Origin of the sequence: Rhodococcus sp. F64268, from assembly GCF_023015605.1 — a bacterium.
Taxonomy (GTDB): Bacteria; Actinomycetota; Actinomycetes; order Mycobacteriales; family Mycobacteriaceae; genus Rhodococcus.
In genome coordinates this window covers 703,326-726,973 of sequence record NZ_JALKAI010000004.1, presented here as the reverse complement: position 1 = coordinate 726,973, position 23,648 = coordinate 703,326, and the positions used below count along the sequence as shown (strand labels likewise).

Genomic DNA, 23,648 nt, shown 5'->3' with positions numbered 1-23,648 from the left:
CGACTGTCTTATTCGATGGGTTTGACGGAGTCGATCGACCGAATGAACCGGGCACATGACTCGATGGAAGCGTTGGACACATCGTCACCGGGGTGCACCAGCGGCCACGTGTGCCCCTGATCCGCAACCACTTCCAACGTGCAGGTGATGTTCGCGGTCGCGAGCCCCCGAGCGAGACCGAGTGCATCGTCGACCAGCGCTTCGTTTCCTCCGACCTGGATCAAAGTGGGAGGGAAGCCCGTGTGGTCGGCCAGCAACGGCGAGACCAACGGGTCGTCCTCCGGGGCACCCTGCAGGTAGTCGTCCCGAGCCGACACTGCACTCGCCAACGGGAACAGGACGTCTGGCGCGGTGTCGTAGAACGGTGACGAGCACCGCAGGTCGAGCCACGGCGAAAGCAACATCAGTCCATCAGGGGTACGAACACCGCCGGCGCCGACGGCAACGACGAGCGCGGCCGCGAGACCCGCGCCTGCCGAGTCTCCGGCGACCACGATCGGGCCGCCCGTCGCGGACACGAGATCTTCGTACACCGCGAGGGCATCACGCAGTCCGGCCGGGAACGGGTGTTCCGGCGCAAGCCGATAGCGGGGTACGACGACTGTCGCCTCGGCACCCGCCGCCAACGCTGCGGCATAGGCGTTGTACGCCTCCGGACTGCCCATTCGGTAGCCGCCCCCATGCAGGTAGAGAACTGTGGCTCCGCCTGCGGCACGGATGGTCCGGCACGGAATGCCCCCGAGTTCCGTATCACCCACTGTGACGGCCAGTTCGGGGTCGATCTGGGTCGCAGCGAACTTCGCACGACGTTCCAAGAGCTCCGGGCTCGCCGATACACCGACCCGTTCGGCGGGCAGCGAATCGTGCAGTGTTATCGACATATGCTCTCCCAAAGGGCTTTACGATGCGGTACTCACGAATATGCGATATCGACGAGCTTGTCCGGATGGCGAGCTGCGACTGTACGCCGGATACCTTCGCGCCAGTTCACCGTGCACGGGCCCGTGATGGACATGCGCCGAGTCGTATCTGCGATCGAACCCCGCAACGTCCCCTCGATCGGGTCCACATCGACAGTCGCGTCGATCCCCATCAGCTCGCCCGCATATTTCGTCCATTCCTGCGCGCTGACTGCCTCGTCGCCGGCCCAGTTGACGATCGTCGCGGGGACCGTCGCTGCTTCGAGCAGACTGCTGACCTGACTGTTGATGTCGTCCTCGAAGATCGGGCTGTACATGCACGGATCCCAACGCGTTGTGACCGTGTGTCCGGCGGCGATCGCATCGATGTGGAGGGCGGGCAGACCGCCGTTCGGGCCGAAGGACGCATTCATGCGCGCGATCGTCACCGGCACGTCGAAAGCGCGTGCAGCGAATCGTGCGGTCGCTTCTTGGCCGATCTTCGACACCGAGTAGGTGGGGCTGTGGGTGCTGTTGCACTCCCCGAGCGGCGACTCCTCGGTGAACACGTACATCGGGTCTTCCTGCGGGCGGTAGACCGAATGGGTCGACATCACGAGGACGCCCTTGGCCGATCGGCAGTGCTGAAGCAGGAGCCCGGTGCCTTCGGCGTTGTCACGCAGAGCACTGTCATAGTCCCATCCCGGAGACTGATTCGCCGCCAGATGAACGACATACGTGAAATCGGTCGGCAGATCGGAGAACTCGCCGCTGCCCACGTCGCCCTTCACCGGGGTGATCCCTGCGTCGACGAGCCGCTGCCTGTCCTCGGGCTTGCTGAAGCGAGCCAGACCCCAAACCTCGTTGTTCGCGCCCAGTTCACGCGCAACGGGGAAGGCGATCTGCCCGGCTGCTCCTGTCACCAGGATCTTCTCACCGCTCAGCATTCTTGACTGACCTCACAGATGTCGGCGACAAGCACCGGCTCGTCGCGTCTCGGATGTACCGCGCCCGATGGTGAGCGCGAGTGCATGAACGGATGCGCGGGCGCAATTGCGCCCGCGCATCCGCGATGATCACCAGAGTTGATCGGTGTACTTGTCGGTTCCGACCTCGGTCGGGATGAACGGCGACGCGAATGTCACCTTCCCGGCGCCGGACTTCTCGACATCGGTCGCGTAGTCGACGATCTGCTGCCAGCTTTCGGTCGGGTCACCCTCGAGGAAGCACAGCTGCATGATGCGATCCAGGGTGCCACCGTCATTGCCCATTTTCATCGGCACATTGTGGTCAGCAGGCCACGGCTTCATCCGCCAGCTGCTCACCAGGTCGACCCCTCCCCTGGCCAGCAGATCACGCACCGGCCCCGCATCGAGCGTGGCGATCGCGTCGTCGCGCTCGACCGCATCGGCGGGTTCGATCATGATTGCGACGAGGCCACGGTAGTTGTGATCGAGCGCCAGTTCGAGGGGGACGCCGTCTTCCTGCGCCGAGACGACCGTGTCCGGCAGATACTGGCCGGTGTGGACGTGCTCCCGCTCGGCGAAACCGCGACCGGCCGCATACAGTTCACCCACCTGGGTGCGCGCCCACGCCTCGGCCTCTTCCATCTCGGGCTCGTGCACCCAGTACGTCGCGAGGTATGAACCCGCATCGATCGGCTCGGCGACCGGACCGGTCTCCGGGAACCGCAGTGCCTTCAAGTCCCGCGTTGCGACCCAGCGCCGGCCCGCGAACCAGCCCGGACCGATCATGCAGCCCGCATAGATGTGATCCCGCTCGTACCAGCGGTTGTACGCGACTTCGTGGCCGCGCGTGGGGTCGACCATCGTGAAGAGCATCTGGCCTACCTTGACCGGTGCCTCCGCCATTATCTGTCTCCTTGTTGGTATGAATGCTTCCCGAGAGCACGGTCTCAGTGCGAAAGAACGACGCCTTCGAGCTTGCCGTCCTTCCGCCAGTTCTCGAGCAGCTCGAAATACTGATAGCCCGGCACGTATACGCCCGACACCAACGGATTCCGAGTGTCGGCGATCTTTCCCTCGTTGTTGTAGAGGCCGGGGGTGCAAGTGAGCAGCCAGTCGGTACGGGTCGCAGTCTGATCACTCATGACCTTGCCCCAGGCCTGCTCGGCTTCGGCCGTCGGCTCGATCGTTCGGGCACCCGACGAAATGCACTGGTCGATCAGGTACATCATGTGGGTCGCCTGCTCGTCGATCAGGTGGGCGATGTTCGTGATGGTCGCCGTCTGAGTGAAGCCGAGCAAGAACAGGTTCGGAAAGTCCTTCGACAGGAAGCCGTGCAGAGTGCTGATGCCGTCCGCGAACTTCTTCGACAGCCGGTTGCCTTCCCGCCCCAGCACGTCGTAGCCCGCCTTCTCCGTCCACGTGCGTCCACCCTGGAAGCCTGTCGCGTAGATGATCAGATCGAACTCGCGTTCCTGACCATCGGCCACGATCCCGTTTTCGGTGATCCGCTCGATCGGCGTGCTCGTCGTGTCGACGATGTCGACCGAGTCCTTGTTGAACGCGGGCAGGTACTCGTCGCTGAACCCCGGCCGCTTGCACATGGTGCGGTAGTAAGTCTTGAGCTTCGCAGCCTTCGATTCGTCCTCGACGACGGCATCGACGCGATCGCGGAGCATCTCGTTCCACTCGTAGTCCGAACGCTCCAGCGCGTCCATCATCGCTTGGAGATCGGCACTCTCGCCGCCGACCTCGGAGACCGCGTCCATCTGATACTTCGCAAACTTGACCCAGCCGTCATCGACCTCGCTGAGGGTGGCACGGTCCTGCACACACTTGTCGAACGCCTCGCGGCGCTCCCGGTGCCAACCGGGCTTCAGTGACGTGAACCATTCGACGTCCGTCGCGGCGTTCTGCCGCGGCATCACCTGCGTGGGCGTGCGCTGGTAGACCACAGTTTCGTCTGCGTACTCGGCGATCTGCGGAATCACCTGCAATCCGGTAGCCCCGGTACCGATGATCGCGACCTTCTTGCCGCGCAGCCCGTCGAGGTTTCCGCTGTCGTCACCGCCGGTGAATTCGTAGTCCCAGCGGCTCGTGTGGAAGCTGTGCCCCTTGAAGGTGTCGATTCCGGGGATTCCAGGAAGATGCGGACGCATGAACAGACCGCTCTGAGTGGCAACGAAGCGCGCCCGGAACTCGTCGCCGCCGTCGGTTCGGACAGTCCACCGAGCGCTGTCCTCGTCCCACTCCATCTCGGTGACCCGTGTCTGAAAGACGGCGTGGTCGTACAGGCCGTATTTCTGAGCCAAAGACTGACAGTACGCGAAGATCTCACTGCCGCGGACGTATCGCTCGGTGGGAACGTAGCCCGTCTCCTCGAGGTACGGCAGGTAGATGTACGATTCGACGTCGCATCGCACACCCGGGTATCGGTTCCAATACCAGGTTCCACCGAAATCGCCTGCGACGTCGAGGATCTTGTAGTTCGAAATCCCTCTCTTCCCGAGCTCGATGCCCGCGGTCATTCCCATGAACCCGGCACCGACCACGAGCACATCCAGATCGAGTGACATCGGACCCGCCTCACGCGGGCCGTCGACGTGCGGATCCGTGTCGAACTCCGAGAATTTTCCGGTGAAGTCGATAGCCTGGAACTGGCCGGCACCTTCCTTCGTCAGCCGCTTGTCGCGCTCGGCCGCATACTTCTCGCGGAAAAGCTCCAGGCGATCGACTTTTCGGGACGGAACGAAGGAATGAGGATCGGCAATACCGATATGTCGGTCATTCATGGGATGAGTCCTAGGGGAGTCTTAGCGCGTGGTTGTCAAGCCAGGTCTGGTTCGACCCGAACCGAACTCACCAGGCGGTGCCTGCGGGGATGTACATGAACTCGACCCGGTTGCCATCGGGATCGGCCACGAAGACGTACTGCGCGCCCTGCGGATCGTCCAGCCCCACGCGGGTATCGGGCACGATCGTGCCGCCGAACTCCTGCATCGCCTCCGCAGCGGCATCGATATCGTCGGCGAAGAACGACAGATGGGTGAGTCCGAGATTGTTGCGGCGGTGGTGGGGCTTACCGATCACGCCGGGTTTGCTGTATGCCAGCAGCTCGAACCGCAGTCCGTCTTTCTCGATAATTGTCGCGGTGAGGCTGCACGGTGCATCCACCTCGGGGATTTGCTCGTCGAGCTCGTAGTGAGCCAGCTCGGTGAAACCGAGACCATCCCGATAGAAGCGAAGGGCGCGGGCCAGATCCGACACACAAAGGCCGACATGAGAAGAGCGATAGGTACTGGCAGCTGAATTCTGCGTCATGCGGTGAATTCCCTCGAGTGAAGTGAATGAGTGAGTGGTCGCGATCAGCCGACAGCGACCGGAGTGACGGGACTTGCGGTGCCGCCGGTGATGGAGAGCGCACCGATGGTGAGGAGGAACTCGTGGCACTTGTCGGCCGCCAGTTCTTCGAGATTCAAGTTCTCGACAAGGTGGATTCCGTTGTCGACGAGTAACACGATGTGCCCGCCCAGGTACACATCCTGATCGAACGGAATAGCCTCGACCGCCGAGTTGTCCGACCCGACCAGTGCGACGTCGCACTCGGCGAGGTACGTGGCAGCCTCGATGCCGATACCCGGCTGGGGCAGTAGTTCTCCCTGCGACCGCATGAAGTGCTCGAGCCATCCGGTGCGGATCAGCACGAGGTCACCGGGGGCCAAGGTGACACCCTGCTCGTCAAGAGCCTGTGTCAGCTCCTCCCGGGTGATCACATGTCCGGCAGGAAGGACGTCGAGACCTTTCGATGCCGCAACGTCGATGAGCACACCGCGGCCCACGATGGGGTCGACCTTTTCGATTCCGCACTTGTCGGCGCCGGCATACGGGCTCACACCGTCATGCGGATGGCCGTTGTAGATCTTGTTTTCCGAATACACGTGGCACAGCGCGTCCATATGGGTCGACGTGTGCGACGGCATGATCAGCTGATCCTCGTGAGCGCCGACGCCGGGGGCACCGCCGTTCGCGCGCGCCATCACCTCGTCGTCATGGTTGATCATCGTCAACCTCTGGGGCGTGCCGCGATAGTCCATGTTGGGCACACCCGAACGCTGAATGGGGATGCCGAGGCTGTACCGCTTACCGGTTCGGGGGATCTGCAGAGCCGCCAGCACACTCTCTTGCGTCAGGAGATTGAGCGCACCCCGCTCGTCCGACGCACCCCATCGACCCCAGTTCGACTTGCGTACAACCACATTGGCTCCTTCATCCGTCGATCATGTCGATTTGACCCAGTGATCATGCCCTGGCGGAGATGATGAATTCACACGCATCCCACAGAGCGGACCGCCAGCATGAGCAGGGTTACGTGAATGGCATCTCCGTGACAGGCATCACTGTAGCCAGTGGCTACTAGTTCGTCAACAAGATTCTCCGGTCACCGCGCCAACACAGACGAGGGCCGCTATCACAGGTGGCGAACACACCCTTCGACGGCGCCCTCTCGCCCTCCATCGATAGAGCATCCTGTTCAGTGACCGGCGAAGTCGATCACGGCACGGCCGCGCAGCGAGCCGTCCCGAAGCTTGCTGTACGCCTTCTCGATGTCAGAGGGCGAGAACACCTCGACCGGACTCTGGATCAGTCCACGCCGAGCCAACGCCATCACCGATTCGAGGTCGCTCACCGTCGATCCCTGATAGGTGAAGACCTCCCCGTCGCGAGGCAACAGGTGGAACCACTCACCGGGAGTCGCAAGACGCCCTCCGCCCGCGCCAACCAGGCCGTACTTGCCTCCGGGCCGCACAGCGGCGATGCCCGTGGCGATCGTTTGATCGATCCCGACGAAATCCAAGAGCGCATCGGCCCCTCGGCCTTCCGTCAGCTCGCGGATCCGGTCGAGTGTCGAGTCGTTCACGCCTTCGAACGCCTCGTGCGCACCCAACTCCCGTGCCATGACCAACTTTTCCGGCGACATATCGACGGAGACCACGAAGGCAGGACTTACCGCACGAAGAAACTGGATGGCGAAAGATCCCAATCCGCCTGCGCCGAACACGACTACGGTCGACTCAGGCGTCAGCGATCCCCGGATGCGGTCGACTCCGTGATACGCGGTGGAGCCTGCATCGGCGAGTGGAGCAGCGTGGATCGGGTCGAGCCCGCCGAGCGGTACGATGTCGCGCGCATTCTTCACCAGCACGAGGTCGGCGAGTCCGCCGTCATCGCCGAATCCGCGTCCGGAACCTGCATTGCTGCAGTTGTTGGGAGCGCCGCGCAGGCAATACCAACACTTTCCGCAACTGCTCGCGGGCAGCACCACGACGGGCTCGCCCACGCGCAGATGATCGACGCCCTCACCCAGTACAGCAACCTCTCCGGCGATCTCGTGACCGAGAGTGAACGGGAACACCCACCCTGCCGGTTCAACTGAGGCCGCAGTCATTTCCTGCATGTCGAGGTCGGAACGACACAGTCCGACCGCGGACACACGAAGCACCGCTTCCCCTGGGCCCGGCGTCGGCTCGGGAACGTCATCCCACGTCGGTGCAGTCAACGGCGCCATTATCCGGAATGCGCGCATTCTTCACTTCTCCTTCATCGCCAGGAACCATTCGGAACGTCGGACTCGACCGTGCGGGCTATGAGTTGACCGTATCCGTCGACGAACTCATCGGCGGCTGCCAACGATCTCGCATCCGCATGCACACACAATGATGTGGCTCCCGCCTCCCGTAACCTGCCGACGTCGTGATGCCACAGTGCCACCGACGCGGCGTCGCTGAGGTCGACGGCGGGAGCCTCTACCTGAATATCGATCTCCGACAAGCTTCTTCCTGCTCGCTCGAGCTGGTCGCCGAGTGCATCGACTGCAGCTCGGAACGCCTCGATGCTGTCGATCGCCGGAGTCCTGATCGCATCGGACGTTCCACGGTCGGCGATGACCGGACACCATCCACTGCCGAATCGGGTCACACGACGTCGTGCCGCCGCACTGTTGCCGCCGATCCACAGCGGAGGATGGGGACTCTGAACCGGGCGCTGCAATCGCATCTCGCCGGTAGCTGCGAAATCGGCGCCGACTATCGGATTCGACGGATCACTCCAGATGCTGCATATCGCGCCGATCGCCTCGTCGAACAACTCGGACCGCCTGGAGAAATCGACACCCAGAGCAGCGAACTCCGACCGTAGATAGCCGGCACCGACTCCCGCGATGAGCCGCCCTCCAGAAAGCGTGTCGAGAGTGGTCAGTTCCTTCGTCGCCAAGTACGGGTTACGGAAGGGCAGGACGAGCAGGTTCGTCATGAGCTTCAACGACGTTGTCGCGGCAGCGGCGAACGCAAGCGCAACGACAGGCTCGAAGGTGTCGTGGCCACCGTTGCGAAACCACTTCGCAGACGGCGCAGGGTGGTCGGCGAGGCACACGGCTTCGAACCCGCTGATCTCCGCGCTACGGCTGACCTGTGCGAGTGCCGCTCCTGTGAACAGGCTCAGATGCGCGTCAGGGACGTCACTCGGATACTCCAAGGTGAACTTCATGCCCATGGCTCCGGTTTCTCATTGTCTGCGACACATCCAGCGGGTCATCCCCACCGCGAACGCGCCGTGTCCGCGCGGTGGGCGGGCGCATGACACGTCGCCCACCGAATACTGCGGTCAGAACTCGATCTCGATCGGTCCTTGCTCCGGTCTGGACTGGCACCCCAGCACGTACCCCGCCACGACGTCTTCGGGCTCGAGGACATCCCCACCGTCGGCGGTGACCGACCCCTGCGTCACGCGGCAGACACACGACCCGCATTCGCCCGACTTACACGAGTACGGAACCTCGATGTTCCTTGCCAGCAATGCATCTACCAAAGTGACGTCGGCCGACCAGCCGAAGCGGTGAGTACTGCCATCGAGATGGACTGTCGTGTCGACCGCGGGTGCAGTCGGCCCCAGCGTGTCCACCGGATCAGCGACCGCTGCGAACGGATCGCCCGTGATCGAGGAGAACACCTCACGGTAGAACCGTTCACGTGGCACGCCGGCCGATTCGACCGCTGCGCTCACTGCGTCCATGAACGGGCCCGGGCCGCATACGAAAATCTCACACCCCGTGTTCTCGGCCACGAGTGCGGTAAGCCGATCGACGGTCGGCATACCCACCACACTGTCGAACCAATGGACCACTGTGAGCCGGGCACCGTACTCGGTCTGCAAATCATCGAGCTCACCGGCAAAGATCACCGAATTCGCATCGCGGTTCGCATAGAAGAGTATGGCATTCCGGCCACCGTGCACCAGTGCATCTTTCAGAATCGAGATGATCGGCGTGATCCCGCTACCTGCGGCAAAAAGTAGCAGATCACGCTCGTAGCCCGACGGGGTGAACCGACCCGCAGGCGGCAGCACCGTCATCCCCACCCCTGCCTCGATGTGATCGCACAACCAGTTCGATCCGTATCCGGACGCAACCCGCTTGACGGTGATCTTGAGGTCCTCGTCGAGCAGCGGTGTACTCGACAGCGAGTACGACCGAGCGATATGACCGGTCCCACCGCTCGGAATCCTTACGGTCAGGAACTGGCCAGGCAAGTACACGAATCTCGACCGATCGGTTTCGCTCGGCCGCAAGACGATCGACCGGGCGTCATCCGTTTCTTCGATCACTGCCATCACCTCGAGCCGATGTCCTCGGCTCAGAGGTTGTTCTGCAGCAGTCTGCATCGGCTGCACGACAGTCCTACTTCGTCTTCGCGTGCTGGAACTCGAAATCACTCAGCCGCGGATGCACGCACATCGCAAAGTACTCTTCGCCGTCCCACGGAGCACTCACCTGCATACGACCCCACTTGTTGACATAGTAGTTCTTCTCCGTCGCACTCGTCTGCGAAAGGTAGATCAGCCGACCGGCTTCCTTGTGCAACTGCTCGTTGTAGTGCTCGAACGCCTCACGCCGGACACTGACGGAGTCATAGCCCTTCTCGAGCATCTCCAAGATCCCGTCGGCGATGTACGCACACCATGTCTCCAACCAAATCGGCAATCCGGCACCACTGGCGACCGGCTGCGAGTTGGGGCCGTAGAGCATGAACATATTCGGAAATCCCGGCACACTCATACCCAAGTGAGCCTGAGCACCCTGAACGTTCCATACCTGCTCGAGACTCACCCCGCCCTCGCCGATGTACTCGGTCGGCCACAGGAACTTCTCCGTCTGAAATCCGACCGCTGCGATGATCAGGTCCGCCTCACGCGCAACTCCGTCGGACGTCTCCACGGCAGTCTCGGTGAGCCGCTCGATCGGCGTTGTCACCAACTCGACGTTATCCCTGGTCAGCGACGCATACCACTGATTGTCCACCACCGGACGGCGAGTCATCGGAGGATAATCCGGAACCAGTTTCTCGATCAGGTCCTCACGGCCGTTCACCTGGGCACGGATATACCCGAGCAACATCTCCCGCATCGCATCGTTACGCTTGTTCACCACCCCGCCGTCGGCAATCCACTGCTCATCCGCGATGAGCAACTCTCGGAGATCGTTGTTCGCGAGACCTGCGACGTACTTGTTCCAATTCCAGTAGAACGGCATCGTCTGAAAGAGCCACTGCAACTCGTCGGAGATCGCTTCTCCGTACTTTGCACGCGGCGAAATCCATTGCGGTGTGCGCTGATACACGCTCACCGACGCAGCCTCACTCGCCACCTTCGACAGCAACTGGACACCGGTGGAGCCATTGCCGATGATGGCGACGTTCTTCCCCGCGTACTCGACCGAGTCGTTCCATTCCGTGGTATGCACGATTCGGCCCGAGTACCCGGCAACACCCTCGATGGGTAGCTCACGCGGCGTCGCGAACAGGCCACTGGCAGCGACCACGACGTTGGCCACGACGGTGAGCGGCGTCTGATCGGCCGACGCCACCGTGAGTGTCCAGGTCTTCGCCGCGTCGTCGAACTTCGCCGAGGTCACGTCGGCGTCGAACACCATGTGTTCGAACACGCCGTACTTGCGTGCCACGTGATCGAGATACTCACGCACCTCGGATTGGCGTGCGAAATACTCGGACCACGGATACTTCTTCTCGAAGGAGTACTCATACGACGCGCTGAGCGTGTCCACACGGACGTCGGGATAAGTATTGATACTCCACACTCCCCCGATCTCCGAACGCCGCTCGTAGATGGTGAACGGAATACCGAGTCGAGCCAACTGGACACCCATCGCGATCCCGGAGAACCCTGCCCCGATGATCGCCACCGAATAGCCGTCGGGCACCGATACGGTCTCCGGCCGCTCACGCTGGAAGGGCCACTCCGGCAAGGATAGGATCCGGCGCCGCATCACGAGTTTGTCGGGCGCGAGAGCACGAGCCTCCGCCATGAGGATGAGATCGTCGATCTCCTCGGTCGACAGCACCGTATCGACGTCGGCAGTGTCGCCGGACATCAAGTACTCGACTGCTTTCGAACGGATCAGTGCCGTGTCCTCCGTGGAGAACTCCACGCTGTCCGCGACAGCGCCCGCGACCCGCTCGGCACGCACAGCGGCGATGTCCGCATCGCGGGTCGCCTGGAACAGAGCCATCCGGAGAACATTCACGTCTGCATCGGCGACCGCGCGTTCCACGAACGAACGGTCCGGTATCTGGGGGTTCATTTGCACTCCTGTGCATGCTCTGGGCATGAACGCATCGTCGTCACTCGGGTTCTTCGGACGGATCGTCCACGCTGCCTTCGACTACCGCGAGGACGGACGTCAGGCACCGCTCTGCGCGACGACCTGGCGATCGAGAATGCGTTCACGCAGGTTCTGCTTGCGGATCTTCATGGTCGGGGTCTTCGGCAGCTCACCGATGAACTCGAGCTGCTCGGGGAACTTCGCAGGCGAGATACCCGAATTCCTGCAGTATTCCCGCAGTTCGTCGAGCTCTATGCGCTTCTCCTGGTCGGTGAGTTGCACGACCGCGCAGATGCGTTCCCCCCGGATCTCGTCCGGAAGCCCGATGACGGCGACATCCTCGACAGCAGGATGCTTGCCGATGACGTCCTCGATCTCGGACGGGCTGATGGATTCGCCCTTACGGATGATGAGATCCTTCTCGCGACCGACAAGGGTGAGGTGGCCCTCCGGTCCGAGCATGCCGATGTCACCGGTGAAGAACCAGCCATCGGCGTCGAACGGTCGATGAGCGACACCGTCGGAAAGGTAATGCTTGAACAGGATCGGCCCGCGTAGCCACACTCGACCCGGGGTGCCGTCAGGAAGTACCTCGTCTGATTCGGACCGGATCTGAATCTCGCAGTCTCGCACCGGACGGCCGGATGTCGTTGCCAGCTGGTCGATGGTGTCGTTGGGGCGGGCCGACGCGATCATCGGAGACTCCGTCATTCCGTATCCATGCAGGATGGGCACGCCGACCTCGTCGAGAAACTCACGGAACAGCTTCTCCGGCATCGGTGCGCCACCACCGGCGAGCATCCGCAACGTCGGAACGACCGGCACGCCCGGCGTCTTCCGTTGCTGCTGAAGCAGCAACGAGTAGTGGGGGGTCGAGCCACCTGTGAGGGTGACGCGGTGCCGGCGCATCAACTCGACCGCAGCGACCGGCTCGTATATCTCCATCAGGACCAACGCCATACCGCTCGACAGCGATGCGATCAGCATGTCGGGTCCACCGATGTGCGCGTACGGGAACAGAATCGTTCCGATGTCGGTCTGCGTCACGTCGAGGGCATGCGCCATCCCGAGGCCACCGGCCACGAGTGTGCCGTCGGTGTGGCAGACGCCCTTCGGGGCAGAGGTGGTTCCGGAGGTGGTGTAGATCCAGCGCACCTCGTCTGCACCGGACACAACAGGATCCAGAGTCGCCGGATCTCCCTCGGGCAGCCCGTCGGCAAGCACGAGGACCCGCAGCGGTGCGGACACTGCTGCGCGAACCTCCTCGGCCATCCGCCCATGATCGAATCCACGGAATTCACCAACGGTGACGAACCACTGCGACGCACACTGCTCCACCATGGCCGTGACCTCGCGTACACGGTAGAGCGGAATGATCGGGTTCTGCACAGCACCGACCCGACAGAGTGCCAGGCTCAGAACGACCGCGTCGATGCTCGTGGGAAGCTGCCAGCTGACGACAGTGCCCGGACCGATCCCCTGTGCGAGCAGGCCGGCCGCAGTCCGTTCCGCAGCCGCGTGCACACCGGCGAACGTCTCGTGCCGCCCGTGCTCGTCGATCAGAGCAGTCGCGTCGGGGGTCGCCTCGGCCCGGCAGGTGAGCAACGCCCAGATCGACCTGGCATCGCTGATTCGATCGATGGTGTTCACGTCCGGTCCTTCTTCGACTCGGCCGGCAGTGGAGCGGCGGTGAGCAGCGGGTATCCGGTGGTCAGCATCGAGTTCGCGTGACCGAGCCAATGCATGTCGAACGCCGACTGAAGCGCCGCCTGCTGACCCATGATGTCCAGTGTCTGGTTCACGGCGCGCTTGCCCTGCCGCAGTGCCCAGGCGTCCATCTGTGCGATCTCGCGAGCGAGATTCATCGTCTCGGATTCGAGTTCGTCGACTGGGACGACACGGTTGACCATGCCGGCCGCGAAGGCTTCCTCAGCGGAGAAGCTGCGCGCGGTGAAAAGCATCTCTTTCGCTCTGCGAGCGCCGAGTTCCCATGTGTGCGCGTGATACTCGACTCCGCCGATCCCGTACTTGGCGACCGGGTCACTGAAGAACGTGTTGTCGGCAGCCACGATGAGGTCGCACGGCCAGATGACGTTCAGCGCGCCGGCGATGCAGGCGCCCTTGACCGATGCTATCGACGGCTTGGGCACGTCACGCCAGCGACGGGAGAAACCGAGGTAGTACTCGGTCTCCCATCCGTACGCGTTCTCGAGCTGGCTCTTGACTTCCGACTGTTCATAGCCGGATGTCGTCGACTTCAGATCGTGTCCCGCCGAGAAATTGTCACCGTTGGCTCGCACGACGATGACCTTGACCGCATCATCCGTTGCCGCGGCACGCCAGGCAGCATCGAGTTCCTCGAGCATCGGCTCGTTCTGCGCGTTGTGCTTCTCCGGACGGTTCAGGGTGATGACCGCGACGGCGTCCTCGACCTCGTAATCGATCAGCGGCATCGTCACGCTCCTTCGTAGATCCGTGTGATCGCCGAGGCGATCGAGGCGTTGTTCTCGGCAGCGTTGCCGAAGTCGTACTGCCAGCGCTTGGCCGCATCGGTGAACAGGTGCACGTTCGACTCGACCATGTATCCGATGCCCGCGTGGACCTCGTGTGCGCAATGGACCATCTGCAGCGCAGTCTTCGCGGCCTGCTTACACATCAGGCCGAGGTGCGGCTGAGGATCGTCACCCGATTCGATGGCAGCGACCACCGAGCGCACATGCGCCGAGGTGAGGTGTGCTGCGATCGCGATGTCGGTGCACAGGTACTGGACCGCCTGGAATCTGCCGATCGGACCGCCGAATTGACGCCGCTGCTGCGCATACGACACCGTCATATCCAGCAGCCGCATCCCCGCACCGTAGACCTGAGCAGCGCGCAGCACGGCGCCACGCTGCCCGGCCAGCAGAGCGGCACGGTGGGCATCGTCGCCACCCGCCAGCACATCGGCTTCGGCCACCGGCACATTGTCGAAAGTCACCGCGAACATCGAGTGGCCGCCCATGTTCGGCATCGTTTCGATACCGATCGAGGAGCTCGAATCCACCAGAGCGACAACACCGTTGTCACCGGCCGTGTGGACAAGGAAGCTGTCGGCGTGGTCGGCATGGCCGATGGCCAGCGCAACTCCGTTCAGCGATCCGTTCGAATACGAGACAGCCGAGCCCCAGTCGGTGGACGGAAAGACCGGGATCACCACGGCCCCACCACTACCGATGCGTTCGGCGACTTCCGTCGACCTCTCGGTACCGATCAGCAGCGCCATGTCGCGGGCAATCGTCAAGTCGAGCAACGGCGTATCAGCCAGTGCGCGGCCCATTTCCACGAACACTGCCGCAATCGTTCCGAGTGACGGGCTGTCGGCGTCAGCGGCGACGGGATCCGACAACTGCAACCAGCCGAGCTCGGCGAACTGCGCGATCTGCTCGCCGAACGGAACCGAGTTCGTTCGTTCTTCCAGCGGTGAGTATCGTGCGAACACCGACTTGCTTACATCTGCGAGAGCGGTAAAGTCCTCGCCCCATGCCAAATCCATCATCTGCTCCTATCGCGGCAGGCCTAGGCCCCGCGTCGCGAGCACCATCCGCTTGAGTTGGGACGTTCCACCGGCATGGTTCGCGAACGATTGCCGATACCATGCCTCGGGTTTTCCGTTGAGTGGGGCATACAACGACTCCGACCGCAGTTGGCTGGTCGGGCCGAGCACCCGGTCGTAGATCTGCGCGAACAGCGGCTCGAACTCCTTGGCTGCGACCTGCTGGACGCCGCCACCCCAAGGGGTCTGCCGACCCTGGGCGTTGTCGCCGATGATCTCGTAGGCGAGCAGGCGCTGCGTCTGGATCATCTCGGCCAGCTCGGCCAGGTCGGCCTGCACATGCGGATCGTCCAGCTTGCCGGGGATCGCCTTGCAGTGTGCGATCAGCTCCCGCAGGCGAGTCTCCTGCATCGCATAGATCGGCTCGACGGTCCCGGAAGCGTAGAAGGCACGCATGATGTACTGCCAGCCCTTACCTTCTTCACCGATCAACGAAGATGCGGGCACGCGCACGTGGTCGAGGAAGGTGCTCGACTGCACTCCGCCACCGTAGTTCCGCATCGGATGCAAGGTGACGCCCGGACTCCGTAGATCCACCACGAAGATGCTGATCGCATCGCGCGCAGCGGGGTCCGTCGCGGTCCGTGCAGCCACATACAGAACATCCGACATCGGCCCCCAGGACGTGAAGGCCTTCTCTCCGGTGATGACCCACTCGTCACCGTCGCGGACCGCTTTGGTCTTCAGAGAACCGAGGTCGGACCCGGCCTCGGGCTCGGTGAGACCCTCTGCCCACAGGGTCCGCATATTCGCGATATCCGGTAGCAGTCGCTTCTTCTGTTCCTCTGTGCCACCGACCAAGATGGTTCCCGCAGCGAGGAAGATGCCGACCGAGTTGATCATCGGCGCATCGGCCGCGTACAGCTCTTCGAGCAGAATCTGGTTCGCGATCGGGGCGAGCCCCTTACCGCCGTACTCTTTCGGCCAGGTCAATCCGATCCAGCCCCTGGCCGCCACCTTCTTGCTGAATTCGACGGCAATCGCCCACTGCTCCGGCGCGTCGTCGAATTCCGGGTTGAAGGCGTGTTTCGCCGGCAGTTCTGCGTCGAGAAACTCGCGGATCTCTGCCCGCCATGCCTCGTGTTCGTGTGCCAGTGTCGGTCTCATGATGTGCTTTCCGCCCGGAGTTCATCGGTGCCTGCAGTCTGCTCGGCAGCGCCGCTTCCGAGGTCACCCTCGGGGTAGAAGCGACGAGCCCACTTTCGGATGTCGCGGAAGCCGGCAGCCTCGGCAGTAGCCAATCCCGGCGGTTCCGTGTAGCGCTGGTGTTCCCAGATCGCGATGTCTGCCTTGACCTGCCCCACAGCGCTTCGCTGCCGCTTGGCCACGCGGGTGTCGTCCTCACCGGGTTCCTTGCTCGCCCAGGCCGAGAACCGGAGAATTGAGCGCTCGTCGTCGACCGGGGTCACTGCCGACAACGAGCAGATCGAGCCGACCCCGTCTGCGTGCGAGAAGCCAAGTCCCACACCCAGGAGCAATGCTCGGGTGCGTCCTTTGACATCTTCGATCGTGCCGTCGCTACCACGACGTTTGAAGTTCAAGGCGAGTTCAGTGGCGAAGTCGTACTCACCGAACTCGCGGTTGACGACAGTCGGGACCTCGTCGGCGCGGTGGACGTACTTGAAGTGCGCGAAGTCGACGCCGTTCTCGGCCGCATACTGCGGATGGATCGGCAGCTCGGCAGTTTCGAGGCGACCGCTTTCCCCCAGTTCGTGGTAGTCGTTCGACGAACCGGACCCGGGAAACATGTCGAAGACGCTGGGTACGTCGTAGAGTGGCTCTCCGCCTTCCACGTCGTGCCAGATGTACATGATTCCGTCGCGCTCGACGGTGGGCCAGGTGCCGATCTTGCGGACCCGGTTCGTCGCTTTCTGGTACGGAATGCAGGTATTGCGGCCTTCCGGGCTCCACTGCCAGCCGTGGAAAGGGCAAGCGATGTCGTCACCGACAACCGAGCCGCCGTATCCCAGGTGTGCGCCGAGGTGCTCGCAGTATGCGTTCAGAACCACCAGCCGGCCGTTCCCGGTGCGATAGGCGACCAACTCCTGGCCGAAGTACCGCATCGGCTTGACCTCACCGGCAACAAGGTCGGAAGACCAGCCGATCTGAAACCATCCTGTGGGCTTCATCGATAACGCCATGGGTGACACTTCATCCTCCTGAACCATTGCCACAGAAGCATCTTCGTCGAGTTCATAAATTTCGCTCTACAACAAGCACTTTCACGCCCCTCAGGTTCCCGAGAGTGCGTCGACGCAACACGTCGCCGAAGCATCTCCGGTAATCCGTAAGCTGCGGTCGCAGATCGTCTCCACGGCGCGTCGTGACTGCAATCACTGTAGCCATTGGCTACGCACGCGTCAACATACCCGCTGCAAGGGTGCATCAACCGAGGTCACAGGCTTTCGAGAGGCAAGTCGCAGCCCAGCTACGAGCTATCCATCCCGCCTGCGACAACGCAGCTACCGGGCGAGCTCGCCCGGGGTCGAAGAAGCTTGACTGCAGAACCGTCCACCCATAGCATCAGCCGCATTGAACCGGAAGCCTCAGCGCTGCCCCGGTTTTCCTCATCCCCACTACATCTACAGTCGTCGCCCGGCTGCGCCAACGCACAGCGCGGAGTGAGCACAGGCACAGAACAGCGAGGTCACAGGATGAAAGCAATCGTCTTCGACGGCACCGTCAACAAGCTGGTTGACGGAGTCACCGTCCGCGACCCCGGACCCGGCGAAGTCCAGGTCCGCATCGTCGCGAGCGGCCTGTGCCAGAGCGATCTGAGTGTGATCAACGGGAAAATCCCATTCCCGGTCCCGGTTATCCTCGGGCACGAGGGTGCAGGCATCGTCGAGGCCGTCGGGCCGGGTGTCACCATGCCCGCTGTCGGCGACCATGTGGTGTTGTCAACACTGGCGACGTGCGGCCAATGCGCCTCGTGCACTTCCGGACATCCCACGATGTGCCGCGAGTCGTTCGGGAAGACGGCGACGCCGTTCGAACTCGACGGAACCCCACTCCACAGCTTCGCAACGCTCTCGACCTTCAGCGAGCGAATCGTCGTCAAGGCGGGGCAGGCGGTGTCGATCCCGAAGGATATCCCGCTGTCGACTGCGTGCCTGGTCGGTTGCGGAGTATTGACCGGCGCCGGAGCGGTGCTGAACCGAGCCCGGGTCGCCCCCGGCGACTCGGTGGTCGTCATCGGCGCCGGCGGCATCGGCCTGAACGTGATTCAGGCTGCCCGAGTCGCGGGCGCAGCGACAATCATCGCCATAGACACCAACCCAGGTAAGGAGCCGAAGACGCGCCTCTTCGGCGCCGGCCACTTCATCGATGCGACCGCAGGCGACACCGTCGCAGCTGTCCGCGAACTCACCGATGGCGGAGCCCATCACGTCTTCGACTGCGTCGGCGGTGAGGCAATCACCAGCCAGGCCATGGACATGCTCGACTGGGGCGGACAGTTGATCATGCTCGGCGTCGCCGGACCCGAGGCCAAACTGTCGGTCCCGGCCAGCGCCTTCTACATGGATCGCGCCGTGCTCGGCTGCCGCTACGGCTCGTCGCGACCGGGCGCGGACATTCCCAAATACCTCGACCTGTACCGATCCGGCGGGCTCCTGCTCGACGAGCTCGTCACCCAGACCTACGAGCTGGAAGACTTCCAGTCGCTCATGGAGGACGCCAGGAACGGCAAACTCGACCGCGGAGTCCTGCTGATGCCGTCCTGACATCAACTTTCCCCACCGAACGATGCGGAGGGCCTACACCGAGGCTCCGCATCGTTCGGCTTCTTCATTTGCGCTGAGGGACTATCCGTTCGGCCGTGTTGCGTAGATCAGGACCTTGAGCATGTCGGCGACTTCCTTGCGGACGCCTTCTCGGCTGCGGTCCGGATAGTCGCCGAGCACAGTGAGATACGGCTCGTACAAATCCCACACGGCGCCCACGAGGGCGATCAACGATGCCAGCACTCGCGAATCGAACTCGGCATGCACCCGGGGCGCTACCGGATCCTCCCACAAGGCATCGATCTGCGATCGATAACCTCGCGAACGGACTCCCCCGAGTAGACGATCCGGTCGGGTTCCCTCGAATACCGACCACGTCAGCATTCGGCCGAACTGACCCGCGTCGACATCGGCGCCGAACGAGTTCTCGATCGCAGCGTAAGCGTCTTCTTCACCCGACAGACGCTCGCCGCCATAGGTGACGAGCAGTTCCATTACCGCGACCAGCAGGTTCTCCTTCGTTCGATAGAACCGGTGGATCAGCCCGTAGGTCACGCCGGCAGCACTGGCGATCTCCCGTAGCGTCACTTTGGCGGGGCCCCTGCGTGCAAAGAGATCCGCAGCGGCGAGAAGAATTGCCTGTTGTGCACCGGTCGAACCCGCTTGGGTCGGCACCCACTCCGCGATCTCTGTACCCGTACGTCGCGCGGTCTTCCCGACAACCGAGGAAGAGTTCTCCTCTGTGCGGACCACCCAATCGCCTGCCATGCGGAGCGCTTCATCCTTGGAATCCGCGCTCAGCAACAGTTCGGCCGGTGTCCGATCGGTGCCGGTGATTCTGGTGATCGACCACTGCGCAATGACAAGCATCGCAGTATCTTCATCGAACTGAGCCAGGAACTCGAGGGCTTCCGGACGAACGCGATGCTTCTCCAAGTCGAACTGCCAGACCGGGAACAGTGTTGTTCCGCCACCGGGATATCCGAGCATCTTCCGGTTGTGGATTCGCTTGTTGATCGCCTGACGACTGATAGCCAAGAACTCCGCCACCTGCGGTGTGGTCCAGAGGTCATCGACGGACACAAGGAATTTCGAGAGCTCTCCCATACTGCCGGGACCCTATCAGGTTCAGGAGCAAGAAGATTCACGCTCCCTCCGGGTCGACGGGCGAGAATCATCCATCCACCCACCCCCTGTTGACGCGGGCATGGCCACTGGCTACAGTGACGGTCATCACTACGGTGCTGTCGTGGTGACCTGAGGGGGCACGATCGTGCGTCGCCCGAGGGAGTTCGAACGGAGCCTCACGTCCACGCCCTCCTTCAGGCCGGGCAGCGATCCGGTAAAACTCTTGCCGTAGAGCAGCTTCTGCACTTCGTCGACGGACTCACAGCCGCAGGAAGTACGGAGAAGAAATGGCACCGGATGCGCAAAGTCAGATCAGCTTCTCTCGGTAATCACATCGAATGTCACGTCGAACAGGATCACAATGAGCTCTCCCGAGATCACGCCTTCACCGACGCTGGTACGCAGGGCATCGCTCGCCGGCTTCTTCGGAACCGCCGTCGAGGCATACGACTTCATGGTTTTCACCTTCCTGATCGCATACCTGTCCCCCCAGTTCTTTCCCAGCGACGATCCCGCAACCGGGATTCTGAGTTCACTCGCGGTTCTCGGCACCGGATTCCTTGCGCGCCCGATCGGAGGCATCGTCTTCGGCCGAATCGGTGACCGTTACGGTCGCCGATTCACTCTGATCCTCACCATCTCAGGCATGGGCGGCGCCACCATCCTGATGGGGCTGTTGCCGACGCACTCCACCGTCGGGATCCTGGCCCCGGCCCTGCTCGTTCTCACGCGCCTGCTCCAAGGATTCTTCGCCGGGGGTGAACAGATGGGCTCGGCCACCTTCGTCACCGAGCACGCATCCGCCAAGAACTACGGCATCCTGAGCGCAATGACCCCGGTGGGATTCGCATTCGGCGCCGCGGTGGCACCGCTGGTCGTGGCCGTCACCACTTCCTTGTCTTCGGAAGACGTGATGTCCAGCTGGGGCTGGCGTGTTCCCCTCCTCATGTCGCTGCCGCTGATGCTGTACGTGCTGTACCTGCGCACCCGGTTGGAGGAATCACCTGAATTCAAGGGCCTCGCCGACAAACACAAAGTACAGGCCGCCCCGCTGCGTTCGGTCATCACGCGATACCCAGTGACACTGCTGCGTGTAATCGCAATCAGCACCTCGGTTCTCGCGATCGGCTACGTCGTTCCGGCATACATGCCACTGTTCCTGCAACAAGAGGTCGGTATGACCCCAGGCGCCACCGCATGGCTGGCCACCGCTGGGTCGGCCTTCGCCATCGCCATCAGCTTCGGCGCCGGATTCCTCATCGACAGAAGTGGTCGCAGAGTCACCCTGGTGCTGGCGCTGGGCATCCTCCTGGTGGCGATGTTCCCGATCATGTATTTCATCAAAGCAACCGACGGACTCCTGGTCGTCACCGCACTCGGTCACATGCTCCTCGTCGGCATGGCCGGCGCCGCGGCGGTCCCCGTGTACGCAACACTCACCTCCGCATTTCCGGCGGCGGTTCGCTACACCGGCGCCGCAATCGGATTCGGTCTCGGCTCGGCGTTCGGCGGCGGTTTCGGTCCCTACCTGGCGGCGAAGTTCACCGAGATGACCGGGAACGCATACGCCTCGTCGGGTGTGGTCGCCGCGGCAGCCCTGCTTGGGATCATCGTGATCGTCACGATGCCCAACAGCAATACCAGTGCAGCACCGGAAGCTGCGCTGCTTACCGGCGAGACAGAGTCGCTCGACACGAACTCCTCGGAGCATAGTCCGGCCTCACCGAAGACAGCCTGACGCCGATGGTCCAGACGTACCCCCGTCAAAGCAGTATCGCTTCCGAACAACCCGTCCTGCGCCCTCGGAGCCTCGAGGGCGTCACGGTGGGCAACTTTCGTAGTGCCTTCGAATCAACCTCCCAAGGAGATATCGATGACTCTGTTGTTCGACACGTACCAACTCGGTGATATCACGCTCGGTAACCGCATGGTGATGGCTCCGATGACCCGTGCCCGCAGCGTCGACACCGTCGCAGGCCCACACACTGCGGAGTACTACCGCCAGCGCGCGACGGCCGGTCTGATCGTCACCGAGGGCACGCCGATCTCCCCGGAAGCGCAGGGATATGCGTACGTTCCCGGAATCTGGTCCGACGTGCAGGTTGCCGGCTGGCGTACAGTGACGGATGCCGTCCACATCGAGGGTGGCCGCATCTTCTCCCAGCTCTGGCATGTAGGCCGACTCTCACACAGGTCGCTCCAGCCCGGTAGGCAACAGCCCGTCGGAGCCAGCTCGGTACCGGCCGACGGCGGCAAGACCTTCGCCTTCAACGACGACGGCACCGTCGGATTCGTCGATGTGAGCGCCCCTCGGCCACTGTCCACACAAGAAGTGGACCGAGTGATTCTCGACTTCTCGGCCGCGGCAGCGAATGCGAACGACGCAGGCTTCGACGGTATCGAACTGCACGGTGCCAACGGGTACCTGTTCGAGCAGTTCCTCAATCCCTCGACCAACACGAGAACCGATCGGTACGGCGGATCGATCCGGAATCGTGCGCGTCTCCTCCTCGAAACTGTCGATTGTGTGAGCGACAAGATCGGCTCCAGCCGCGTCGGTATCCGGTTGTCACCTTTCAGTGAGCTGTTCGACATGCCCTCCTACCCCGAGGCCATCGACACTTACCTGCACCTGGCATCCGAACTGTCCCGGCGCGAGATCGCCTATGTGCACCTCGTCGATCAGCTTCCCGCAGGAAGTCGCGTCATCGATGTCGATACTCTCACCGGATTCCGCGCCGAGTTCCCGGGAACGATCATCCTTGCCGGCGGCATGACCCGAGAACTGGCGGACGACCTGATTGATAAGAACCTGATCGATCTCACCGCATTCGGGCAACCCTTCATCTCCAACCCCGACCTGGTCGATCGCATACGCTACGGATGGCCTCTGACACCACCCGACCGGGACTCCTATTACGGCGGTGGCACAGCAGGTTACGTCGATTATCCCAGGTATGCCCCGGCCGGCGTGTGATCCCACCTCCCCTGCAACGAACCCGTACATCCATGTCGCCGCACCCGCACGAGGTGCACCGACCCAATCCCACCTTGGAGTTCATATGTCCGAATTGACCATCCCTGAATACGATCCGGCCACCACCGTGCGCTCCGTGACGGTCGAGATCGATGCACCCGCAACCCTGGTCTGGCAAGTACTCGTCGATCTCGAACGCTATCCCGACTGGAACCCGTTCTGCATCTCCGCGAAATCGACCCTGGAAATCGGCGCTCCCATCGAGATGTTGCTCACCGACTACTCAGGCGGGACAGAACCGTTCCCGTGGGTCGAATACGTCTGCGCCGTCGTGCCAGAGCGGCTGTTGTCATGGGAATTGCTCCCCACCACAGAGTCCCGGCAGGCTGCCCGGCGCGACCAGGTCATCGAGCAGATCGACGAGAACCGTTGTCGCTACTACTCCACCGACGCCTTCCTCGGAGAAGAAGCGCACCAGATCATGGAAGACACGGGCGCCTGGGTCCTACGCGCGTTCGACAAGACGGCGGTGTCCCTGAAAAAGCACTGCGATGCCCTCTACGCCGAACGTGAGCGCTGAATCGGCAGTTGAACATCCCCGCTGAGCTCTGGCCGGACAGCCTGTCCGGCTGAGGTGCGGCGCGAAAACTCGTGCTGCACCTCAGCCCACGGGACCACAGCGAAACACC

Annotated in this window: 20 protein-coding genes; 4 read left to right on the top strand and 16 right to left on the bottom strand. The window is 62.7% G+C overall.

Annotation, left to right across the window (positions count from 1 at the left end):
• Window positions 1-8 precede the first annotated feature (8 nt).
• The 15 genes from MWU77_RS13785 to MWU77_RS13715 all read right to left on the bottom strand — a co-directional run bounded on the left by MWU77_RS13785 (window position 9) and on the right by MWU77_RS13715 (window position 17,258).
• Window positions 9-881 carry an alpha/beta hydrolase fold domain-containing protein gene (locus MWU77_RS13785; protein WP_247273972.1) on the bottom strand — a complete coding sequence of 291 codons (873 nt, stop codon included), beginning with the start codon at window positions 879-881 and terminating at the stop codon, window positions 9-11.
• A gap of 32 nt (window positions 882-913) precedes the next feature.
• A complete protein-coding gene (locus MWU77_RS13780; protein WP_169689598.1) occupies window positions 914-1,846 on the bottom strand; it encodes an NAD(P)-dependent oxidoreductase in 933 nt (310 codons plus the stop codon).
• Window positions 1,847-1,975: 129 nt separating this feature from the next.
• Window positions 1,976-2,770 carry a hypothetical protein gene (locus tag MWU77_RS13775; RefSeq protein ID WP_169689597.1) on the bottom strand — a complete coding sequence of 265 codons (795 nt, stop codon included), beginning with the start codon at window positions 2,768-2,770 and terminating at the stop codon, window positions 1,976-1,978.
• Window positions 2,771-2,814: 44 nt separating this feature from the next.
• Window positions 2,815-4,656, bottom strand: coding sequence for an NAD(P)/FAD-dependent oxidoreductase (locus MWU77_RS13770; protein WP_247273971.1), 1,842 nt, complete (start codon window positions 4,654-4,656; stop codon window positions 2,815-2,817).
• Between the two features lie 67 nt (window positions 4,657-4,723).
• The gene (locus MWU77_RS13765) at window positions 4,724-5,185 is read right to left on the bottom strand and encodes a VOC family protein (protein WP_169689595.1); all 462 of its coding nucleotides are present in this window, start codon (window positions 5,183-5,185) and stop codon (window positions 4,724-4,726) included.
• A 44-nt stretch (window positions 5,186-5,229) separates the two neighbouring features.
• Window positions 5,230-6,120 carry a cyclase family protein gene (locus tag MWU77_RS13760; protein ID WP_247273970.1) on the bottom strand — a complete coding sequence of 297 codons (891 nt, stop codon included), beginning with the start codon at window positions 6,118-6,120 and terminating at the stop codon, window positions 5,230-5,232.
• A gap of 275 nt (window positions 6,121-6,395) precedes the next feature.
• Window positions 6,396-7,421, bottom strand: a complete 1,026-nt coding sequence (locus tag MWU77_RS13755; protein WP_247273969.1) for an alcohol dehydrogenase catalytic domain-containing protein — start codon at window positions 7,419-7,421, stop codon at window positions 6,396-6,398.
• A 41-nt stretch (window positions 7,422-7,462) separates the two neighbouring features.
• Entirely contained in the window at window positions 7,463-8,407 is a 945-nt protein-coding gene (locus MWU77_RS13750; protein WP_247273968.1) for a TIGR03619 family F420-dependent LLM class oxidoreductase, read from the bottom strand.
• Between the two features lie 117 nt (window positions 8,408-8,524).
• Entirely contained in the window at window positions 8,525-9,529 is a 1,005-nt protein-coding gene (locus MWU77_RS13745) for a ferredoxin--NADP reductase (RefSeq protein ID WP_240959791.1), read from the bottom strand.
• A 67-nt stretch (window positions 9,530-9,596) separates the two neighbouring features.
• Window positions 9,597-11,516 (bottom strand): NAD(P)/FAD-dependent oxidoreductase, encoded by a 1,920-nt coding sequence (locus MWU77_RS13740; RefSeq protein ID WP_247273967.1) that lies wholly within the window; start codon window positions 11,514-11,516, stop codon window positions 9,597-9,599.
• A gap of 99 nt (window positions 11,517-11,615) precedes the next feature.
• Window positions 11,616-13,187 carry a class I adenylate-forming enzyme family protein gene (locus tag MWU77_RS13735; protein ID WP_247273966.1) on the bottom strand — a complete coding sequence of 524 codons (1,572 nt, stop codon included), beginning with the start codon at window positions 13,185-13,187 and terminating at the stop codon, window positions 11,616-11,618.
• On the bottom strand, window positions 13,184-13,990 hold the full coding sequence (locus MWU77_RS13730) for an enoyl-CoA hydratase (RefSeq protein ID WP_169689588.1): 807 nt from the start codon (window positions 13,988-13,990) through the stop codon (window positions 13,184-13,186). The genes MWU77_RS13735 and MWU77_RS13730 overlap by 4 nt, the downstream gene beginning before the upstream one ends.
• A 2-nt stretch (window positions 13,991-13,992) precedes the next feature.
• Window positions 13,993-15,072, bottom strand: coding sequence for an acyl-CoA dehydrogenase family protein (locus tag MWU77_RS13725; RefSeq protein ID WP_169689587.1), 1,080 nt, complete (start codon window positions 15,070-15,072; stop codon window positions 13,993-13,995).
• A 6-nt stretch (window positions 15,073-15,078) separates the two neighbouring features.
• Window positions 15,079-16,236 (bottom strand): acyl-CoA dehydrogenase family protein, encoded by a 1,158-nt coding sequence (locus tag MWU77_RS13720; protein WP_247273965.1) that lies wholly within the window; start codon window positions 16,234-16,236, stop codon window positions 15,079-15,081.
• Window positions 16,233-17,258, bottom strand: coding sequence for a Rieske 2Fe-2S domain-containing protein (locus MWU77_RS13715; protein WP_247273964.1), 1,026 nt, complete (start codon window positions 17,256-17,258; stop codon window positions 16,233-16,235). Before MWU77_RS13715 ends, MWU77_RS13720 begins: the two co-directional genes overlap by 4 nt.
• A gap of 525 nt (window positions 17,259-17,783) precedes the next feature.
• Here MWU77_RS13715 and MWU77_RS13710 point away from each other — a divergent pair.
• The gene (locus MWU77_RS13710) at window positions 17,784-18,854 is read left to right on the top strand and encodes a Zn-dependent alcohol dehydrogenase (RefSeq protein ID WP_247273963.1); all 1,071 of its coding nucleotides are present in this window, start codon (window positions 17,784-17,786) and stop codon (window positions 18,852-18,854) included.
• An 81-nt stretch (window positions 18,855-18,935) separates the two neighbouring features.
• Here the strand turns inward: MWU77_RS13710 and MWU77_RS13705 are convergent, their stop codons facing one another.
• Window positions 18,936-19,892, bottom strand: a complete 957-nt coding sequence (locus tag MWU77_RS13705) for a TetR/AcrR family transcriptional regulator (protein ID WP_247273962.1) — start codon at window positions 19,890-19,892, stop codon at window positions 18,936-18,938.
• Window positions 19,893-20,343: 451 nt separating this feature from the next.
• Here MWU77_RS13705 and MWU77_RS13700 point away from each other — a divergent pair, with 451 nt between their 5' ends.
• From MWU77_RS13700 to MWU77_RS13690, 3 genes are all read left to right on the top strand, one after another.
• Window positions 20,344-21,720, top strand: a complete 1,377-nt coding sequence (locus MWU77_RS13700; RefSeq protein WP_247273961.1) for an MFS transporter — start codon at window positions 20,344-20,346, stop codon at window positions 21,718-21,720.
• Between the two features lie 135 nt (window positions 21,721-21,855).
• Entirely contained in the window at window positions 21,856-22,959 is a 1,104-nt protein-coding gene (locus MWU77_RS13695; RefSeq protein WP_247273960.1) for an alkene reductase, read from the top strand.
• 85 nt (window positions 22,960-23,044) lie between these two features.
• On the top strand, window positions 23,045-23,539 hold the full coding sequence (locus MWU77_RS13690; protein WP_247273959.1) for an SRPBCC domain-containing protein: 495 nt from the start codon (window positions 23,045-23,047) through the stop codon (window positions 23,537-23,539).
• Window positions 23,540-23,648: the final 109 nt, after the last annotated feature.

What these genes read in the sequence shown, in the direction of transcription:
- MWU77_RS13730 (WP_169689588.1), bottom strand. Translation starts at nt 13,990, where the DNA reads ATGCCGCTGATCGATTACGAGGTCGAGGACGCCGTCGCGGTCATCACC.
- MWU77_RS13710 (WP_247273963.1), top strand. Translation starts at nt 17,784, where the DNA reads ATGAAAGCAATCGTCTTCGACGGCACCGTCAACAAGCTGGTTGACGGA.
- MWU77_RS13780 (WP_169689598.1), bottom strand. Translation starts at nt 1,846, where the DNA reads ATGCTGAGCGGTGAGAAGATCCTGGTGACAGGAGCAGCCGGGCAGATC.
- MWU77_RS13770 (WP_247273971.1), bottom strand. Translation starts at nt 4,656, where the DNA reads ATGAATGACCGACATATCGGTATTGCCGATCCTCATTCCTTCGTTCCG.
- MWU77_RS13775 (WP_169689597.1), bottom strand. Translation starts at nt 2,770, where the DNA reads ATGGCGGAGGCACCGGTCAAGGTAGGCCAGATGCTCTTCACGATGGTC.
- MWU77_RS13725 (WP_169689587.1), bottom strand. Translation starts at nt 15,072, where the DNA reads ATGATGGATTTGGCATGGGGCGAGGACTTTACCGCTCTCGCAGATGTA.
- MWU77_RS13720 (WP_247273965.1), bottom strand. Translation starts at nt 16,236, where the DNA reads ATGAGACCGACACTGGCACACGAACACGAGGCATGGCGGGCAGAGATC.
- MWU77_RS13745 (WP_240959791.1), bottom strand. Translation starts at nt 9,529, where the DNA reads ATGGCAGTGATCGAAGAAACGGATGACGCCCGGTCGATCGTCTTGCGG.
- MWU77_RS13690 (WP_247273959.1), top strand. Translation starts at nt 23,045, where the DNA reads ATGTCCGAATTGACCATCCCTGAATACGATCCGGCCACCACCGTGCGC.
- MWU77_RS13740 (WP_247273967.1), bottom strand. Translation starts at nt 11,516, where the DNA reads ATGAACCCCCAGATACCGGACCGTTCGTTCGTGGAACGCGCGGTCGCC.
- MWU77_RS13700 (WP_247273961.1), top strand. Translation starts at nt 20,344, where the DNA reads ATGAGCTCTCCCGAGATCACGCCTTCACCGACGCTGGTACGCAGGGCA.
- MWU77_RS13750 (WP_247273968.1), bottom strand. Translation starts at nt 8,407, where the DNA reads ATGAAGTTCACCTTGGAGTATCCGAGTGACGTCCCTGACGCGCATCTG.
- MWU77_RS13695 (WP_247273960.1), top strand. Translation starts at nt 21,856, where the DNA reads ATGACTCTGTTGTTCGACACGTACCAACTCGGTGATATCACGCTCGGT.
- MWU77_RS13765 (WP_169689595.1), bottom strand. Translation starts at nt 5,185, where the DNA reads ATGACGCAGAATTCAGCTGCCAGTACCTATCGCTCTTCTCATGTCGGC.
- MWU77_RS13715 (WP_247273964.1), bottom strand. Translation starts at nt 17,258, where the DNA reads ATGAAGCCCACAGGATGGTTTCAGATCGGCTGGTCTTCCGACCTTGTT.
- MWU77_RS13785 (WP_247273972.1), bottom strand. Translation starts at nt 881, where the DNA reads ATGTCGATAACACTGCACGATTCGCTGCCCGCCGAACGGGTCGGTGTA.